Raw genomic sequence first — 17,747 nt, 5'->3', positions numbered from 1 at the left:
GTGGGAATTTTGAATAAACGTGAAGTGCCCGCGTCCGTGAAAGATGAAAAGCTTATTGAAAAACGGCGAGACCAAATGATAAAAGGCGCTGTTAAGCTTTTTATAAAAAAAGGCTTCCATCGAAGTACAACAAGAGAAATTGCCAAGGCATCTGGATTTAGCATTGGCACACTATATGAATATATCCGAAAAAAAGAGGATGTACTTTATTTAGTATGTGACTCAATTTATGATCACGTTCAGCTTAGACTTCAAGAAGTCATTGACACGGAGCGTGGCACGATTAATAGTTTAAAAGAGGCAGTAAGATCTTATTTTAAGGTCATGGATGAATTACAGGATGAAGTTCTAGTTATGTATCAGGAAGCAAAATCATTAACAAAGGATGCGCTTCCATATGTATTGCAAAAAGAGCTTGAAATGGTATCAATGTTTGAAAAAGTTATTATCGGCTGTGTACAAAATAAAGAATTTGAGCTCAGTGAACAGGAGATTAAGCTAGTTGCCCATAATATTTTTGTTCAAGGTCAAATGTGGGGATTTCGCCGTTGGGCATTAAGAAATATGTATACACTAGAACAATACACGGAGCTGCAAATTAACCATTTACTACACGGTATAATGGTAAAGGATACTATGGTTAACTCTAAGGGGGAGTAGGAGATGAGTGAAGTAGAAATTTATCGTCCGAAAAATCATGTTCGTTTTGTAACGGCGTCAAGCCTATTTGATGGTCATGATGCATCAATTAATATAATGAGAAGAATTCTTCAGTCAAGTGGAGCCGAGGTCATTCATTTAGGTCACAATCGCTCAGTAGAGGAGGTTGTTAATGCAGCAATTCAAGAAGATGTTCAAGGCATCGCGATATCATCCTATCAAGGTGGACATGTTGAATATTTCAAGTACATGTATGACCTTCTAAAAGAAAGAGGAGCATCCCATATCCGCATATACGGCGGTGGCGGGGGTGTTATCATTCCACGTGAAATTAAAGAACTCCATGACTACGGAATTGCTCGCATTTTTTCACCGGATGATGGCCGTGAACTTGGCTTACAGGGAATGATTAATGTCATGGTTCAGGAATGTGATTTCCAAACAGAATCACAACTAAAAAATGAAGACCTTGACTTAATCAAGGAAGGCGACCATAAGACAATTGCAAAATACATTACACTTGCTGAGAATATGGTAACAGCAAATGAAGAAGTTGCTGCTGCCGCTCAAACAGCTTTAGCAAAAATTAAAACATTAGAGAAAAAAGTTCCGATTATTGGGATAACAGGAACAGGCGGAGCGGGGAAAAGCTCGCTTACAGATGAACTAATTCGCCGTTTCTTAAATGAAATTCCTGAGAAAAAAGTAGCAATTCTTTCAATTGACCCGACGAAGCAAAAAACGGGGGGTGCGTTATTAGGTGACCGCATTCGAATGAACGCTATTTTTAATCCTCGTGTTTACATGCGCAGTCTTGCTACTCGAAAATCAAAGTCAGAGCTATCATCATCAATTAAAGAAGCACTTCAAGTTGTGAAAGCAGCGAGCTTTGATTTGATTATTGTTGAAACGAGCGGAATTGGTCAAGGAGACGCTGGCATAACAGAAGTAACAGATATTTCAATGTATGTGATGACAAGCGAATTTGGAGCACCTTCACAGCTCGAAAAAATCGATATGATTGACTACGCTGACTTAATTGTGATTAATAAATTCGAACGTAAAGGCTCAGAGGATGCACTTCAACAAGTTCGCAAGCAATATCAACGCAGCCATAACTTGTTTGATAAGGATTTAGAGGAAATGCCAGTTTACGGTACAATCGCAAGTCAATTTAATGATGAAGGCACAAATACATTGTTTGTAGCACTTCTAGAAACTATTCAGCAAAAATTTGGTGGTGAATGGTCCACGAACCTTCAAAAAACATCAGATGTATCGAAACAAAATGTCATCATTCCTAATAGCCGTCGTCACTATTTACGTGATATTGCTGATACTGTTCGTAATTATCATAAAAAAGCAGAGCAACAAGTAATAATCGCACGCCAATTATTCCAAGTACAGGGAACAATTGAGGTGTTAGCTGCTCGTGAAACAAACAAAGACCTTATTCAATCTCTGCAGGCTTTGAAGGCCTCAATTGAGGAAAGATTAACACCAGAGTCTAAGAAAATTTTACAAGAGTGGCCTAGCCGTCTTGTGCAATACAGTGGAAAAGAATTTATCACAAAGGTTCGCGATAAAGAAATCAGGACTGAATTAACAACGAAAAGCCTTTCTGGTCTTGATATTCCAAAGGTTACGCTACCGAAATATGAAGATTGGGGCGAAATTTTACGCTGGGTTTATAAAGAAAATACACCAGGCTTTTTCCCGTATACAGCTGGGGTATTCCCTTTCAAACGTGAGGGTGAGGATCCAAAGCGCCAGTTTGCTGGCGAAGGAACGCCGGAACGCACAAACCGTCGCTTCCACTATTTATCGAAGGATGATAATGCCAAACGGCTAAGTACAGCCTTTGACTCTGTTACATTATATGGAGAAGATCCAGACTATCGTCCAGATATATATGGAAAAGTTGGCGAAAGTGGAGTTAGTATTTGTACGTTAGAGGACATGAAAAAGTTATATGACGGCTTTGACCTTTGTGCACCGTCAACGTCAGTATCGATGACGATTAACGGCCCGGCACCAATCATGCTTGCATTTTTCATGAATACGGCAATCGATCAGCAAGTGAAAAAGTTTGAACAGGACAATGGTCGAATCCCTACTGTTGAGGAATTTATCGAAATTAAAGAATGTACATTACAAACAGTTCGTGGTACCGTTCAAGCTGATATTTTAAAAGAAGACCAAGGTCAAAATACGTGTATTTTCTCAACCGAATTTGCCCTTAGGATGATGGGAGACATTCAGCAATACTTTATTGACCATAAGGTTCGTAACTATTATTCTGTATCCATTTCCGGATACCACATCGCTGAAGCTGGAGCGAACCCAATTTCTCAGCTTGCTTTCACACTCGCAAACGGCTTCACATATGTTGAATACTATTTAAGCCGCGGCATGGATATCGATGAGTTCGCACCGAATCTATCATTCTTCTTTTCTAATGGTCTTGACCCTGAATACACAGTATTAGGTCGTGTTGCCCGCAGAATTTGGTCTGTTGTCATGAGGGAAATGTATGGCGCAAACGAGCGGAGCCAAAAGTTAAAATACCATATCCAAACATCTGGTCGTTCTTTACATGCTCAGGAAATAGACTTTAATGATATTCGTACAACACTCCAAGCGTTAATTGCGATTATGGATAACTGTAATTCACTTCATACAAATGCATATGATGAAGCGATTACGACACCAACCGAAGAGTCTGTACGACGGGCAATGGCGATCCAAATGATTATTACGAAAGAATTTGGCTTAACAAAAAATGAAAACCCAATGCAAGGTTCATTCATTCTTGAAGAGTTAACAGATCTTGTTGAAGAAGCAGTATTACAAGAATTCGAACGCATTAACGACCGTGGTGGCGTACTTGGGGCAATGGAAACTCAATATCAACGTAGCAAGATTCAAGAGGAATCAATGTACTATGAGCATAAAAAACATAGTGGTGAACTACCAATTATCGGCGTTAACACTTACTTGAATCCAAATCCACCTTCAGAAGAGGAAATGAACAGCATTGAACTGGCTCGTGCTACGAAGGAAGAAAAGGAAACGCAAATTAATAACCTACGAGAATTCCAAGAAGCACATGCCGGTGAAGTGGATGCAGCATTAGCAAAGCTAAAACAAGTTGCAGTATCTGGTGGAAACATTTTTGAAGAGCTAATGGAAACGGTTAAAGTTGCAAGCTTAGGACAAATCACATCAGCATTATATGAGGTTGGCGGTCAATACCGCAGAAATATGTAGTAGTGAGTATTTCGGCCAATACCAAAGAAGTATGAAAGTATACGCATTAAGTAGACAATGAACAATTGTTGAAGAGTACTTCGTTATTTTTAGCTCTATATAAATTTAGAGAGGGGAACCTATAATTTTTGTAAGGTTTCCCTCTTCTTAATGCTAGTCAAATAAAATGAAAAACAACTTGCCCAAGGAAAGGCGAAAAACTCCACAAAATTATACAACTACAAGACTGCTCGAGTGAGACCAATAGGGTGAAAGCAAATAAACCAATTTTTTTCCGAAAAAACTAACTATTCCTCTAGCATATTATATGTAGATTTGTTTATAATGAATGGTATGATTTTCATAATAATAAATACATCTCATGAAATCATGTAGGAACATACATACATTTAAATTTTTCATGTAAATAAATTGAGAGGGGTTGCCTAATAATGAGTATTTCACAGCTAACAAGTGAACAAATCCAAGAGCTGGCAATGATTGAAATTGCTTATTTGCTTTTAGAAGAAGAAAAGCAGGCAATTAGTTTCTATGAACTATTTGATAAAGTTGCAGAATTAAAAGGCTTAACACAGGAACAAAAAGAAGAACGCATTGCACAATTTTATACTGACATAAATGTAGATGGCCGCTTTTTGAGCATTGGTGAAAACCGCTGGGGTCTAAAAAAATGGTACCCATATGATCAAATTGATGAAGAAGTACATGTGCCTGCGAAGCCTAAAAAGAAAAAAGGCAAGAAAAAGCCTATTAAAGATGAAGAAGATTTTGATGATTATGATGAAGATTTTGATGATGAGAGCTATGATGATGACGATGACTACAGCGAAGAAGATCTGGAGGAAGAATTAGACGAAGAAGATGATGATATTGAAGACGATGAGGACTTCGATGACTTAGATGATTTTGATGAGGACGATGATAGTGAAGAAGATCTCCTCGATGAAGATGAATTTGATCTAGATGATGATTTTGATGATTCAAATGACGATTCAGACGATGACTTAGAGGATGAATTATTAATTGACGAAGAAGAAGATGAATAAATATATATTGCGATTTATTTTATGACTTAGCCCAGAACACGCCTTACTTTAGTCATGAGAGGTTCGGAAAAGGAAAATAGAAAAGTCGATTCATGACAGTTTTCTATCTTGACTTTAATTTATGAAATCGGTACAATCTATCTTGGGCTCTCATAAAACAGTAAAATGTTTGTATGAATGTAAAAGTGCTCCCTGTTTAAGGGTGGCACTTTTTTTGCTTTCTACTATTAGAATATTTGCTTTAGAATGTAAGCTTATTAATGGGGATATTAAGTATTCACGCCCGATAAATTGAATATGCAATACTAAAGCATAAAGATTGAAAGGAAGCTAAAGGCCTATTGGTTATACTATATAATAGTGTTATCCTCTAGTTATTGTAAAATAATCAAATAGTAGTAAAAGAAATGATCACAACATTGCATTGTACTATCAATATTCAGTGGATGATAGTATAACGAAGGGCATCAACTACCACAATAATAAGTGGTAAGGATCGACCTTCTAAAAGTTTTGGAAAAGAGGGGAATAGGATGACGAAGTATATTTTCGTGACAGGAGGAGTCGTGTCATCACTTGGGAAAGGGATAACAGCAGCCTCACTAGGTCGTATTTTAAAAAATCGTGGTGCAAATGTAACGATACAAAAGTTTGACCCATATATAAATGTGGATCCAGGAACTATGAGTCCTTACCAGCATGGGGAAGTATTTGTAACGGATGACGGTGCGGAAACAGATTTAGACCTTGGACACTATGAACGCTTTATTGACATTAATTTGAGTAAATATAGCAATGTAACAACAGGTAAAATATATTCTTCAGTTCTAAAAAAGGAACGTAGAGGCGAATACTTAGGAGCAACAGTTCAAGTAATCCCTCATATTACAAATGAAATTAAAGAAAGACTTTTCCGTAGTGGTCGCGAAACAAATGCAGACGTGGTCATTACTGAAATTGGCGGAACGGTTGGCGATATTGAATCGTTGCCATTTTTAGAAGCGATACGCCAAGTTAAAAGCGACGTTGGTCGCGAAAATGTAATGTACATACATTGTACGCTTATTCCATATATAAAAGCTGCTGGCGAAATGAAAACAAAACCAACTCAACATAGTGTTAAAGAACTAAGAAGTCTTGGTATTCAACCGGATGTCATTGTCGTTCGCACTGAAATGCCAGTATCTCAAGATATGAAAGACAAAATTGCTCTTTTCTGTGACATTGATGCCAAGTCAGTTATTGAAGCTAGAGATGCAAAAAACTTATATGAAATTGTTCTGACATTACAAGAACAAGATTTAGATAAAATTGTTTGCGATCATTTAAAGCTCGATTTAAAAGAAGCAGACATGACTGAATGGAAAGCGTTAGTAGAAAAGGTTTCAAACCTTACAAAAGAAGTAACAATCGGTTTAGTCGGGAAATATGTAGAGCTTCAAGATGCCTATATTTCAGTCGTTGAAGCATTACGTCATGCAGGCTATAACTATGATGCGAAAATTAAAGTTGAATGGATTAATGCAGAAACGGTTACAGCAGAGAATGTCAACGATCTTCTGAAAAATGTCGATGGTGTACTTGTGCCCGGTGGATTTGGTGATCGTGGTATTGAAGGGAAAATTGAAGCGATTCGGTTTGCTCGTGAAAATAAAGTACCATTCTTAGGAATTTGTTTAGGTATGCAACTGGCATCTGTTGAATTTGCACGAAACGTATTAGGGTATAAAGGGGCAAATTCATCGGAGATTAATCCTAATACATCATATCCTGTTATTGATTTACTACCGGAGCAAAAGGATATTGAAGACTTAGGGGGTACATTACGCTTAGGTCTTTACCCATGTAAAATTGCTGAAGGCACATTTGCCTATAAAGCATATGAAGATGAGCTAATATACGAGCGTCATCGTCATCGCTACGAATTTAATAATCAATATCGTCAAGAAATGGAGAATGCAGGCTTTATTTTCTCTGGAACTAGTCCAGATGGCCGCCTAGTTGAAATTATCGAGGTGAAAGATCATCCGTGGTTTGTAGCATCTCAATTCCATCCGGAATTCAGATCAAGACCAACAAGACCGCAGCCTTTATTTAGAGAATTTGTCCATGCATCGCTTACAAATAAAAACTAATTATCAAAATAAAGCATCATTTATCAAATGCAAACTAACCATCAAGTAAAGAATTTGGTTACAAATAAAAACTAATCATCAAGCAAAGTATCAGGTATCTAATACAAACTAAGCAGCAAGTAAAGTATCAGGTATCTAATACAAACTAAGCAGCAAGTAAAGTGATCAGGTTTATAAATACTAATAATTAAGCCATCAATATCTTTAATTAAGTTAATCGACCATTAATTAAGTTAATCGATCAAATATGTTCAAGCGAATAATTGTAGAACGGCACCTTCAACTATGGGGGTGCTATTTTTTGTATTTTTTAGATGATGATAGATATCCATCTCATGCTAGTAAATTAAAAGCTTAGACATCAACATGAGTCAAACAGCCTATTTATATTGGAACAACTTTACATATTTAAAAAATCTGTCGATAACAAATAGGAAATAAAATAAAGGAGATAGAAAAAGTTTAGAGAATAATATACAACGAAGAAGAAAACTTAGAAAATTCTGATAACTATAATAATGCTAATCTATTAGTAAATATATAAATATTTATTATATATTAATAGACAAAACTAGAGGTGGACAGAAAATGGGAAAAAAAATATTAATAGTTGATGATCAATACGGTATTAGAATTTTACTAAATGAGGTTTTTCTCAAAGAAGGTTATGAAATGTTTCAAGCCTCAAACGGAATCCAAGCATTATCAATTATTGAAAAGGATCGACCAGACCTAGTATTGCTTGACATGAAAATACCTGGGATGGATGGCATTGAAATTTTAAAAAGATTAAAGGAAATTGATAATACAATTGAAGTGTTTATTATGACAGCGTACGGAGAATTAGACATGATTCAAAAAGCAAACGACTTAGGGGCGCGCACCCATTTTTCTAAGCCGTTTGATATCGACGAGCTCCGGGCAGCAGTAAAGGAAATTGTACCAATTGAAACACAATTAAAGAATTGAGCCTCACATCACTAAAGTGGTATGTTTTCTGCGAGCATTAGAGTAAACGATAGTAAGCATTAGAGTAAACGATAGTAAGCATTAGAGTAAACGTTTATTAAGTATTTGAGTAAATGCAATTGAACACCGAAAAGTAACGGCCAATTTGAAATTACAACGAAGTGGAGTTGGCTGTAACTTAATCGCTGAAAACGGATATAATTTAGTACGAAAGGTTGTTGTAAGAAAACCTGTCGAAATCTGCTGAAAAATTACGACAATGGTAGTCGGCAATTCACAAAACGTGTTTATTTTTTACAAAATAAGTAAAATTTTTCCGTCTGGGTATTATATAATAATAGGGCAATAGTATAGCATATTGATCTATGTATGCTATACTATATTTGGTATGTACATAATTTAATATTGAATTTAAGGAGGACTTCAAAATGCCTTTAGTATCGATGACGGAAATGTTAAACAAAGCAAAGAACGAAGGGTATGCTGTTGGTCAGTTTAATACGAACAACCTAGAGTACACTCAAGCAATTTTACTTGCAGCGCAAGAGGAAAAGTCTCCACTAATTATTGGGGTATCTGAAGGTGCAGGGAAATATATGGGTGGTTTCAAAACAGTTGTAGCAATTGTTGAAGAATTAATGGATTTCTATAACATTACGGTGCCAGTTGCTATCCATCTAGATCATGGTTCAAGCTTTGAAAAATGCGTAGAAGCTATGTATGCAGGTTTTACATCTGTCATGATTGATGGCTCTCACCATCCATTAGAAGAAAATATTGCGATTACAAAGAAGGTTGTCGATGTAGCCCATGCACTAGGCATTTCGGTAGAGGCTGAATTAGGACGAATTGGTGGTCAAGAGGACGACTTAGTAGTGTCTGATGCTGAAGCAATGTATGCAATTCCGGCTGAATGTGATCAGTTAGTACGTGAAACAGGAGTAGATTGCTTTGCACCAGCTTTAGGCTCAGTCCATGGCCCGTACAAAGGAGAGCCTAAGCTTGGCTTTGATCGGATGAAGGAAGTAATGGAGCTAACAGGTGTACCTTTAGTATTGCATGGTGGTACAGGTATTCCGACAAAAGATATTCAAAAGGCAATTTCATTAGGAACAGCGAAAATTAATGTAAATACAGAAAACCAAATTACATCTACAAAGACTGTTCGTAAAATTTTAGCAGAAAAACCAGAGCTATACGATACTCGTAAATTTATGGGTCCTGCAAGAGATACCATCAAAGAAACGGTAATGGCGAAAATTCGTGAATTTGGCTCTTCAAATAAAGCATAATTAAGTTATATTCAAAATAAGTACCCAGTTATATTCAAAATAAGTACCCTACGTATAATAAATAAGGCTGTCTTAAAAGACAGCCTCAATTGTTGTTTGTTAAGACGGTATTATTTTCATCAGGGCATTTTTTGTCATAACTCTATTTAATAATTTTCATAGATAGCTGAAATTTTCTTGTTTACTAGAAAATGCTCAGTTGATGTTATCTTAAGCGAATATTGAAATTAATAAAATCCAGTTATTGGGAATTAGGAGTGGATATTAGTGAAATTTTTTATCGATACAGCAAATATAGATGAGATTCGAGAGGCTAATGCATTAGGTGTTATTGATGGCGTTACAACAAATCCAAGTTTAGTGGCAAAAGAAAATGTATCATTTCATGACCGTCTCCGTGAAATTGCTAATGAAGTTAAAGCAGGTTCAATCAGTGCTGAGGTTATTTCTTTAAAAGCAGATGAAATGGTTGCTGAAGGGAAGGAATTAGCTGCCATTGCGTCAAATATTACAATAAAGGTGCCAATGACGCCAGATGGTCTAAAGGCAGTCAAAACCTTTAAGGAACTAGGTATTAAAACAAACGTTACACTCGTTTTTTCCGCAAACCAAGCATTATTAGCCGCGCGCGCTGGTGCCACCTATGTTTCCCCATTTTTAGGAAGATTAGATGATATTGGCCATGATGGGTTAGCGCTAATCTCTCAAATTGCAGAAATCTTCGCAATTCATGGTATTGAGACAGAAATCATTGCAGCATCAATCCGTCATCCGATGCATATTACAGAAAGTGCATTAAGGGGTGCCCATATCGCAACGGTGCCTTTCAAAGTAATTATGCAGCTATTCAATCATCCACTAACTGCAAACGGAATTGAGAAGTTTTTAGCAGATTGGAATAAGAACAAGTAGATGCTCAAAACTAGAGTCATTTCCAGCAAATACACCCATAGATATAAGCGTTGAATAATTGATTGAAAAGATGATGATAGTCACGTTTAAACACGTTGGAACTTATATTGGGAAGCCAACATTATCTTTTTAAGAAATGTTGGAATTTGTAATGGGGAACCATCATTTTAACTTTTTAAGAAATATTGGAATTTGTAATGGGGAACCATCATTTTAACTTTTTAAGAAATATTGGAATTTGTAATGGGGAACCATCATTTTAACTTTTTAAGAAATATTGGAATTTGTAATGGGAAACCATCATTATACTTTATACGAATTTCGACAATTCAACACAATGCCTTCCAAATTTTTTGAATTGCAAACATAAAGGACGTATTATAGTGTAAACTAATAGGTAAAATAAATAACGTATGCACTATGGCGTGAAAAAGGAGGCGCAAAGTGGCAAATGGAAAAGTTGAAAATTGAAGGCGGCCACACATTAAAGGGAAGCGTTCGAATTAGTGGAGCGAAGAATAGTGCGGTTGCCTTAATCCCGGCTGCCATTTTGGCAGATTCAACTGTAACAATTGAAGGCTTACCAGATATATCTGATGTTCATATACTTTGTAGTTTACTAGAAGAAATTGGTGGTACCGTTTCTTTAGAAAATGATAAAGTTACAATTGATCCTTCTAAGATGGTATCAATGCCGATGCCGAACGGAAAAGTGAAAATGCTGAGAGCATCTTATTACTTAATGGGAGCAATGTTAGGTCGTTTTAAACAAGCGGTTATTGGACTGCCGGGTGGTTGTCATCTTGGCCCGCGCCCGATTGACCAACATATTAAAGGATTTGAAGCACTAGGAGCAAAAGTTACAAACGAACAAGGTGCTATTTATTTACGTGCCGACGAATTAGTAGGTGCTCGCATATATTTGGATGTAGTAAGTGTTGGGGCAACAATTAATATTATGCTTGCTGCTGTACGCGCAAAAGGCCAAACGTTAATTGAAAATGCCGCAAAGGAACCTGAAATTATTGATGTTGCAACATTACTTACGAGTATGGGAGCAAAAATTAAAGGTGCAGGAACTGATGTCATACGGATAGAAGGTGTTGAAAGTCTTCATGGATGTCAACATACGATTATTCCTGATCGCATTGAGGCTGGTACATACTTAATTTTAGCGGTTGCCAAGGGTGACGGTGTTTTAATTGATAACGTTATTCCTCAGCATTTAGAGTCATTAATAGCGAAGCTTCGCGAAATGGGAGCATCAATAAAAATTAATGATGATCAAATTTTTGTATCAAAGGTCCGACGACTTGAAATGGTCGATATCAAAACATTAGTTTATCCAGGCTTTCCGACGGATCTTCAACAGCCATTTACCTCGTTACTAACTGCTGCTGAGGGAACAGGTATTGTTACAGATACAATATACGGATCACGGTTTAAGCATATAGATGAATTAAGAAGGATGAGTGCGAACGTAAAAGTTGAAGGTCGCTCAGCCATTGTCTCTGGGCCAGTCCAGCTACAAGGGGCTAAGGTAAAAGCAACTGATTTACGTGCAGGTGCATCCCTTGTTGTTGCAGGGTTAATGGCGGATGGAATTACGGAAATTACTGGATTAGAGCATATTGATCGTGGTTATGAAAATTTAGTTGAAAAGTTAATGAGTTTAGGTGCTGTTATTTGGCGTGAGCAAATGACAAAAGAAGAGATTAAGAACTTCCAGAATTCATAATTCTTTTTGCTTAATTTACTGTTTAAATAATTATTGGACATAGAATCAATGTGCGATGTACGGGAATCTTGCGTAGCGGATTTTAATCAAATGGAATTACGAGAGAAACTATATTGAATCTTCAAGAATTATAGACATATACGAACTATTTGGGGAGGACTTAGAAATGGAAAGAAGCTTAACGTTAGAGTTAGTTCGAGTTACCGAGGCAGCAGCGCTCGAATCGGCAAGATGGATGGGTCGCGGCAAGAAAAACGAAGCTGACGGTGCAGCAACTACTGCTATGCGTAAGGTGTTAGATACAGTTCCGATGCAAGGGACGGTAGTAATTGGTGAAGGAGAAATGGACGAAGCTCCGATGCTTTATATTGGTGAAAAGGTCGGAAACGGTCACGGGCCTGCAGTTGATATCGCAGTTGATCCTGTTGAAGGTACAAATATTGTTGCCCAAGGAACGTGGGGGGCATTCGCCGTTATTGCCGTAGCAGATCAAGGGAAATTTTTACATGCTCCCGATATGTATATGCAAAAAATTGCAGTTGGACCTGATGCAGCAGGCTGTATTGATATTAATGCGTCCGTGACAGAAAATTTAAAGGCAGTTGCGAAAGCGAAGGGAAAAGATATTGAGGATGTTGTGGCGACAGTTTTAAACCGTGAACGTCATAACAAAATTATTTCCGAAATACGTGAAGCTGGAGCACGTATAAGACTTATATCTGATGGGGATGTGGCAGCAGCTTTAAATACAGCATTTGATTTTACAGGTGTAGATATTTTATTTGGAATCGGTGGGGCACCTGAAGGTGTACTAGCGGCTGCTGGCTTAAAATGCTTAGGCGGAGAACTCCAAGGAAAGCTTCTTCCTGAAAATGATGAACAACTGAAAAGATGTCATAAAATGGGTATAAGCGATATAAATAAAGTCTTATTAATGGATGATCTTGTGTCTGGGGATGACTGCATTTTTGCTGCAACAGGTATTACAGATGGTGAGCTCTTAACAGGCGTACAATTCAAAGGTAGTGTGGCTACAACTCATTCAGTTGTAATGCGTGCCAAGTCAGGTACAGTTCGGTTTATTGATGGGACTCATAGTCTGAAAAAGAAACCTAATTTAGTAATCAAATAGAGTAGGGTGATCCGGCTTCCGCTTTAATATTTGGCATTGTTAAAGCGCAATGTTGATTTTGGTAGTTCTAAAATCTTCGTTTCAGTACGTAGTTCTAAGCACATAGACTCCTTCGGGATAGCGAGACAGTCCAAGACCCCATAGCGATCTGAAGTGAGCGTGGCGGCATGATGTGAGCAGGCGGCATGATGTGAGTAGGCGGCATGATGTGAGCGAAGTGCTTAGAATGAAAATTCACAATCAACTTTAACAAATGCTTTAATATGGATGCGGAAGCCGCAATCTACCGTTTTTCTGAAGAGAACAAATGTTTGATTTATCTTAATTTTATGATATACTTGAATATATAGATGATTTTTGGTTAAAATAGAATTGTTTTATAAAATAGAGAACAACTACAATTTTTTTACTTCACAATTCTAGTTATACCCTTCTCTCTTTCAAACTTTCCTGATCTCATTTCCTATTTTTCTAAAAAAAAATTAAAGTGTGGTGTCACAATGGTAGTTACTATTTCACAATTAGAAAATATGAAATTAAAAGAATTGTACGAGCTAGCCCGTGAATTTAAGGTCTCGTATTATAGCAAGTTAAATAAAAAAGAATTAATTTTTTCTATTTTAAAGGCAAGAGCAGAACAAGATGGCTTTTTATTTATGGAAGGCGTTTTAGAAATCATTCAGTCTGAAGGATTCGGATTTTTACGACCGATTAATTATTCTCCAAGTTCAGAGGATATTTATATTTCTGCTTCACAAATTAGAAGATTTGATTTACGTAATGGAGATAAAGTATCAGGAAAAGTTCGACCGCCAAAAGAAAATGAGAGGTATTACGGATTATTACATGTTGAGGCTGTAAATGGAGAGGATCCGGAAACTGCAAAAGAACGTGTTCATTTTCCTGCGCTAACCCCCTTATATCCAGACCGCCAAATGGTTCTTGAAACAGCGCCACAGCATATTTCAACAAGAATTATGGATTTATTAGCTCCTGTAGGTTTTGGACAACGTGGTTTAATTGTTGCCCCGCCAAAGGCAGGTAAAACGGTCCTTATTAAAGAAATTGCAAATAGCATTACAACAAACCATCCAGAAGCAGAATTAATTGTTTTATTAATTGATGAACGCCCAGAAGAGGTAACGGATATTGAGAGATCCGTTGTAGGCGATGTGGTAAGCTCAACATTTGATGAGGTTCCAGAGAATCACATTAAAGTTGCAGAGCTTGTTTTGGAAAGAGCGATGCGTCTAGTTGAACATAAGAAGGACGTTATCATCCTTATGGATAGTATTACTCGTTTAGCGCGTGCTTATAACCTTGTTATTCCTCCAAGTGGCAGGACATTATCAGGGGGTATTGACCCAGCAGCATTTCATCGTCCAAAGCGGTTTTTTGGTGCTGCCCGAAACATTGAAGAAGGTGGAAGCTTAACCATTTTAGCCACCGCACTTGTAGACACAGGTTCAAGAATGGACGATGTTATTTACGAGGAGTTTAAAGGGACAGGGAATATGGAACTGCATCTAGACCGTAGCCTTGCAGAACGACGAATTTTCCCAGCTATTGATATTCGTCGCTCCGGAACACGTAAAGAAGAGTTATTATTGCCGAAGAATCATTTGGATAAACTATGGGCAATTCGTAAAACTATGACAGATAGCCCAGATTTCGTAGAGCGCTTCTTAAAACGTTTGAAAAACACGAAAACAAATGAAGAATTCTTTCAAAAAATGGAAGAAGAAATGCGTGGAATTTCAGGCAAGAGATAATTGACTACCCAAGAGCCTGTATTTCGCTGAAACTCAGGCATTACAAAGTCAAAAGTCAAAGGGTGCAGGTCGCTGAAATTTAGGCATAATAAAGTCAGTAGTTAGAGGCTGCATATTGGTGAAATTCAAGCATAATGAAGTCAAAAATCAAAGGCCGCAGGTCAGTTAAAGGCTGCATTTTCGCTGAAATTTAGGCATTGCAAAATCAAAAATCAAAGGCTGCATTTTCGCTGAAATTTAGGCATTGCAAAATCAAAAATCAAAGGCTGCAGGTTGCTGAAATTTAGGCATAATAAAGTCAAAAATCAAAGGTTGCAGGTTGCTGAAATTTAGGCATAATAAAGTCAAAAATCAAAGGTTGCATCTAGGATCTATTCCTGATATAATCTTTTCATGTGTCAAAGTTATAACTCTGTTTCCACAGGAATCAGGGCGGAAGGAGATGAAACTCATGAAACAAGGAATTCACCCTAATTATAAGACTGTTAAGGTGACATGTGCTTGCGGAAATGAATTTGAGAGCGGATCAGTTAAGGATGCAGTGAAAGTTGAAATTTGTTCAGAATGCCATCCTTTCTATACAGGACGTCAAAAGTTTGCGGATGCAGGCGGACGTGTTGATCGCTTCAAGAAAAAATACAATCTTAAGTAAATATCTTCCGGCTATTTAACCAGTATAGTACGAATTGGAAGTAATTATTATTTAATGATTAGCTAGACGGTTCGGAAGTAATGATATTCTTACTATTAATCAAATAGTAGGGAAAAGTATTATACTGTGATTAATTAGTTAGTTCGGATATTATCGAAGTTGGTTCTTAAATAATTTTAAAATTTAAAGCAGGTAGGGTTAAGTCCCGGACCTGCTTTTTATCTGTATAAATAGATGCTCATGGAGTTTTTTGATAAATTAATTCCGATTTTATTAGGGGTAATTCCGATTTTATTGGGGGTTAATATATTTTAATGTGATATAAAATAAACCATTTCCTACTTGAAGGTGAGCGCTTAAAATTTTTAGAATGCATAAATGAAATAAAATACATTGTCCTACACTTAAAAAGTAATAATAGAATGACACTAAAAATGTTTATTATTCGTAACTAAAATGAACTACTTAAAAGTGTAGCGGAAATATTTAGTATTTAAAGGAAGAAAGAAAAAAGGGAAGTTAATACATATACCGCTTGAAGGGGGCTAAAAGATGTACGTCATGAAACAAAGCGGTTGGGTCGAATTAATATGTGGTAGTATGTTCTCGGGGAAATCAGAGGAATTAATTAGGCGAATTCGTAGAGCGCAATATGCAAAGTTAGCGGTCCAAGTTTTCAAGCCAATCATAGATAACCGCTATAGTCATTCTGAGGTGGTATCCCACAACGGTACTACTGTAATTGCAAAACCAGTTGCCAACTCTGAAGAACTAATTGAACTAGTTACAACGAATACAGATGTAGTTGGAATTGACGAAGTACAATTTTTTGATGAGAATATTGTAGCTATTGTTAGTAAATTGGCAAAGCAAGGTATTCGAGTGATTGGTGCCGGCTTGGATCAGGATTTTCGTGGGGAGCCCTTCGGACCAGTTCCACAGTTAATGGCCTTGGCAGAGTCGGTTACAAAACTTCAGGCCATATGTGTAAAATGCGGATCACCAGCGAGTCGCACACAAAGACTAATTAATGGCGAACCCGCTTCCTATTATGATCCGGTAATTTTAGTTGGTGCTTCAGAGTCCTATGAACCTCGTTGTCGTCACTGCCATGAAGTACCACACGCACCTATATATACTAATTCATTAAATAACAAAACTATTGATGTCAGATAGGTGAAGGAGTATCTATTTTGGACATTCATCACCAAATCAGTGATGAGGGACGCAAATGATAGAAAGCACAGATTTATCTACCATTAAATGGTTTTCGAAGTGGTACTCATAGTCGTACTTAAATAGTTAAATACGATTTATCACGAGCAAAACGGAATTAGAACCAATTTGGTGATAGTAAATCCGATTTATTGTCAGCAAAACGGACGCAGAGCCCATTTGCTGATAGTAAATACGATTTATCATCAGCAAAATGGACGTAGAGCGAATTTGGTGATAGTAAATACGATTTATCATCAGCAAAATGAACGCAGAGCGAATTTGGTGATAGTAAATCCGATTTATCATCAGCAAAACGGACGCAGAGCGAATTTGGTGATAGTAAATACGATTTATCATCAGCAAAACGGACGCAGAGCGAATTTGGTGATAGTAAATCCGATTTATTGTCAGCAAAACGGAATTAGAACCAATTTGGTGATAGTAAATCCGATTTATTGTCAGCAAAACGGACGCAGAGCCCATTTGCTGATAGTAAATACGATTTATCATCAGCAAAACGGACGTAGAGCGAATTTGGTGATAGTAAATACGATTTATCACCAGCAAAACGGACGCAGAGCCCATTAGGTGATAGTAAATCCGATTTATTGTCAGCAAAACGGACGCAGAGCGAATTTGGTGATAGTAAATCCGATTTATTGTCAGCAAAACGGAATTAGAACCAATTTGGTGATAGTAAAACCGATTTATCATCAGCAAAACGAACGCAGAGCGAATTTGCTGATAGTAAATACGATTTATCATCAGCAAAACGGAATTAGAACCAATTTGGTGCGGATAAAATAATAGTCATCATCAAATTTAACAATACAAAACCAGCAATTATGGACACGAGAGCTATTATTAAACCGCGACCATCAAAAGAGAATTGCCCAAGCGCTCACAGTAGATAACCGCAAAGAGCATTCCACACAGTTTTTCCAATCGAAT

General features: G+C 37.1%; 14 protein-coding genes. All 14 read left to right on the top strand.

The window, feature by feature from the left end; genetic code table 11:
- The first annotated feature begins 9 nt into the window (after nucleotides 1-9).
- Entirely contained in the window at nucleotides 10-660 is a 651-nt protein-coding gene (locus tag D612_RS0116640) for a TetR/AcrR family transcriptional regulator (protein WP_017756634.1), read from the top strand.
- Nucleotides 661-663: 3 nt separating this feature from the next.
- Nucleotides 664-3,930, top strand: coding sequence for a fused isobutyryl-CoA mutase/GTPase IcmF (gene icmF, locus D612_RS0116635; RefSeq protein WP_017756633.1), 3,267 nt, complete (start codon nucleotides 664-666; stop codon nucleotides 3,928-3,930).
- A 431-nt stretch (nucleotides 3,931-4,361) separates the two neighbouring features.
- Nucleotides 4,362-4,976, top strand: a complete 615-nt coding sequence (gene rpoE, locus D612_RS0116630; RefSeq protein ID WP_017756632.1) for a DNA-directed RNA polymerase subunit delta — start codon at nucleotides 4,362-4,364, stop codon at nucleotides 4,974-4,976.
- Between the two features lie 533 nt (nucleotides 4,977-5,509).
- On the top strand, nucleotides 5,510-7,111 hold the full coding sequence (locus D612_RS0116625) for a CTP synthase (protein WP_017756631.1): 1,602 nt from the start codon (nucleotides 5,510-5,512) through the stop codon (nucleotides 7,109-7,111).
- A gap of 588 nt (nucleotides 7,112-7,699) precedes the next feature.
- Nucleotides 7,700-8,080 carry a response regulator gene (locus tag D612_RS0116620; protein WP_017756630.1) on the top strand — a complete coding sequence of 127 codons (381 nt, stop codon included), beginning with the start codon at nucleotides 7,700-7,702 and terminating at the stop codon, nucleotides 8,078-8,080.
- 428 nt (nucleotides 8,081-8,508) lie between these two features.
- Entirely contained in the window at nucleotides 8,509-9,372 is an 864-nt protein-coding gene (gene fba, locus D612_RS0116615; protein WP_017756629.1) for a class II fructose-1,6-bisphosphate aldolase, read from the top strand.
- A gap of 267 nt (nucleotides 9,373-9,639) precedes the next feature.
- Entirely contained in the window at nucleotides 9,640-10,284 is a 645-nt protein-coding gene (gene fsa, locus D612_RS0116610) for a fructose-6-phosphate aldolase (protein ID WP_017756628.1), read from the top strand.
- A gap of 451 nt (nucleotides 10,285-10,735) precedes the next feature.
- Nucleotides 10,736-12,022: a UDP-N-acetylglucosamine 1-carboxyvinyltransferase gene (locus tag D612_RS0116605; protein ID WP_017756627.1), complete on the top strand. Its 1,287-nt coding sequence runs from the start codon at nucleotides 10,736-10,738 to the stop codon at nucleotides 12,020-12,022.
- Nucleotides 12,023-12,188: 166 nt separating this feature from the next.
- A complete protein-coding gene (glpX, locus tag D612_RS0116600) occupies nucleotides 12,189-13,154 on the top strand; it encodes a class II fructose-bisphosphatase (RefSeq protein ID WP_017756626.1) in 966 nt (321 codons plus the stop codon).
- A 500-nt stretch (nucleotides 13,155-13,654) separates the two neighbouring features.
- Nucleotides 13,655-14,926 carry a transcription termination factor Rho gene (gene rho, locus D612_RS0116595; protein WP_017756625.1) on the top strand — a complete coding sequence of 424 codons (1,272 nt, stop codon included), beginning with the start codon at nucleotides 13,655-13,657 and terminating at the stop codon, nucleotides 14,924-14,926.
- Between the two features lie 451 nt (nucleotides 14,927-15,377).
- Nucleotides 15,378-15,578, top strand: coding sequence for a 50S ribosomal protein L31 (gene rpmE, locus D612_RS0116590; protein WP_017756624.1), 201 nt, complete (start codon nucleotides 15,378-15,380; stop codon nucleotides 15,576-15,578).
- Nucleotides 15,579-16,130: 552 nt separating this feature from the next.
- A complete protein-coding gene (locus tag D612_RS0116585) occupies nucleotides 16,131-16,754 on the top strand; it encodes a thymidine kinase (RefSeq protein ID WP_017756623.1) in 624 nt (207 codons plus the stop codon).
- A gap of 168 nt (nucleotides 16,755-16,922) precedes the next feature.
- Entirely contained in the window at nucleotides 16,923-17,384 is a 462-nt protein-coding gene (locus D612_RS19605; protein WP_154649502.1) for a hypothetical protein, read from the top strand.
- The gene (locus D612_RS19600) at nucleotides 17,385-17,603 is read left to right on the top strand and encodes a hypothetical protein (protein ID WP_154649501.1); all 219 of its coding nucleotides are present in this window, start codon (nucleotides 17,385-17,387) and stop codon (nucleotides 17,601-17,603) included.
- The last annotated feature ends 144 nt before the right edge of the window (nucleotides 17,604-17,747 follow it).

The sequence above is a fragment of the Calidifontibacillus oryziterrae genome (assembly GCF_000331575.1).
Classification (GTDB): Bacteria; Bacillota; Bacilli; order Bacillales; family Bacillaceae_J; genus Calidifontibacillus_A; species Calidifontibacillus_A oryziterrae.
This window is presented reverse-complemented; position numbering and strand designations above follow the sequence as displayed.